Source organism: Acinetobacter sp. IK31, from assembly GCF_035615195.1.
GTDB classification, from domain to species: domain Bacteria; phylum Pseudomonadota; class Gammaproteobacteria; order Pseudomonadales; family Moraxellaceae; genus Acinetobacter; species Acinetobacter calcoaceticus_C.
On record NZ_JANBOB010000021.1, the window covers coordinates 1 to 2,156 of the forward strand.

2 protein-coding genes are annotated in these 2,156 nt (G+C 40.6%); both read left to right on the forward strand.

Features of this window, described 5'->3' with window-relative positions:
• On the forward strand, positions 1–1,716 hold a 1,716-nt coding region (locus tag MSG66_RS12180; protein ID WP_324654242.1), incomplete at its 5' end, for a ShlB/FhaC/HecB family hemolysin secretion/activation protein.
• A gap of 24 nt (positions 1,717–1,740) precedes the next feature.
• Positions 1,741–2,156, forward strand: a 416-nt coding sequence (locus tag MSG66_RS12185) for an ESPR-type extended signal peptide-containing protein (protein WP_324654243.1), incomplete at its 3' end; no start/stop codon positions are given.

Consider the following 2,156-nt stretch of genomic DNA (forward strand, 5'->3'; position numbering starts at 1 on the left):
GTTTTTGCGGGTTTTAACCAATATGTCTATGCCATCGAAGACGTTTCTTTACCGAGTCAGGTGCTTCAAGATCAACGTTTAAAAGAGCTCAATCAACAATTACAAGACCAGCTTGCTCAGCAAACACCTTATCAAAACACAAAACCCTTACAGGACTTTAAGCATCTGGTTGTTAAAGAAAGTCCATGTGTAGCCGTTAAAAAAATTAGTCTTGTACCCTTAAGTGGTCAGTCTGAGTCTGATTTGCAGCAATTTAACTTTGTGGTTAAAGCTATAAAAAAGCATCCGCAGAGTGTTTTAGGAAAGTGTATTGGCACCCAAAGCTTACATAACATTGTGAATTTCGCTCAAAACGAACTTCTAAAAAAGGGTTTTATTACCAGTCAAATTGTCGTGAGTCCGCAAGACTTAAATCAGGGTAATTTAACCCTGAGTGTGCAAATTGGTCGCCTGAATAAGATCATCATTCAAGAAGGGAAAATTTCCTCATTACAGCTTAAGACTGGGTTGCCATTTAAAGTGGGCGATATTTTGAATCTAAAAAGACTAGATCAGGGTCTGGAAAACCTAAAGCGTGTCTATGCGGTAGATATGCAAATTACTCCCGCAACTGCTCAAGATAAAGAATTAACGGGCTATAGCGATTTAATACTCAAACTTCAACCACTACAAAAAGTTAATTTCAATTTAAGTGTAGATGATTCAGGTAATCAGGACACCGGTACCTATATGGGAAATATCGGGGTAGGCGTCAATAACCCGTTTCATTTAAATGATATTTTATCATTAAACGTGGGCCATTCATTAGATGACTTTCATGAAGGTTTAAATCGGAGTTACTTCATTAGTTATCAGCTACCTGTTGGCTACTATGATTTAGGCCTTAGCTATAATGATTATTATTATAGACAGGGAACGGTGGCACCTAAATCTGGCTATCCCGTTATTTATGATGGTAACAGTCAGCAAGCCAACCTAAACCTATCTCGTGTGATTAGCCGTAGTGGGCAGCATAAAACTAGCATTTACGGGAAGATTTATCATAAAGAAAGCCAAAGCTTTATGAATGATATTGAAGTTGAAGTATTACACCGTAAAACTTCAGGCTGGAATTTAGGATTTCAGCACCGTCAATATTTAGGAAATGCGGTATTAGACGGCAGCATCGATTATCGTCGTGGGATGGGGGTAGGTGCCCGAACTGCACCAGAAGAAAATATTACTGATAATAATAATAAGGGAAATTATCTTCCCGTTGAAGGTTACTCCCGTGCTCCACTTTTAAGTGCCGATTTACGTTTTAGCACGCCATTCCTTTTGCTTGAAAAACCAGCTCAATACCGCCTTAACTGGCGTGGACAATATGCACCTAAAATTTTAGTACCGAATGACCGCTTTTATATTGGCGGGCGCTATAGCGTGCGTGGTTTTGATGGTGAGCTCATGCTTTCTGGAGATAACGGGCAGTATGTACAGCAAGAAATCAGCTTGAATGCACCAATTCCAAATACCCAGTTCTATATGGCAGTCGATCAGGGCTGGGTCAATGGGCGTAATAGCATACCGGGTCAGCGTTATTTACTCGGTAGTGTTTTGGGTCTACGCACCTATCAAAATAGTTTTTATCTGGATGCCTTTACAGGTCGGGGACTGATTGCACCTGACAGCATAAAAAAAGACTGGGTTACCGGTTTTAGTATCAACCTTTCTTATTAATTTACTTTAGAAAAGACTTCATTCATGAACAAGAATAGTTATCGCATTATTTATAGCAAAGCACGTCAAATGTTTGTGGCCGTGGCTGAAAATGTACGAAGCCAAACCAAGGCATCAGGCCAAAGTGAAGCAAGTACCCAGAACAATATTGATAACGTTGAATCTCAGGCATTTCATCAGCTCTGGCAAGTGAAAGCACTGGTTGCCAGTATGAGTCTGTGGATGCCTTTAGCACCTGTCTATGCGGGTATTGTGGCGGATAGTGCTGCAAATGCTGCGAATAGAGCCGTCATTGCTGCTGGTAAGAACTCGGCAGGTACAGTCGTTCCTGTAGTGAATATTCAAACGCCTAAAAATGGGATATCCCATAATATTTATAAACAGTTTGATGTACTGGCTGAAGGGGCTGTACTCAATAACAGCCGTCAGGGTGCTACGAC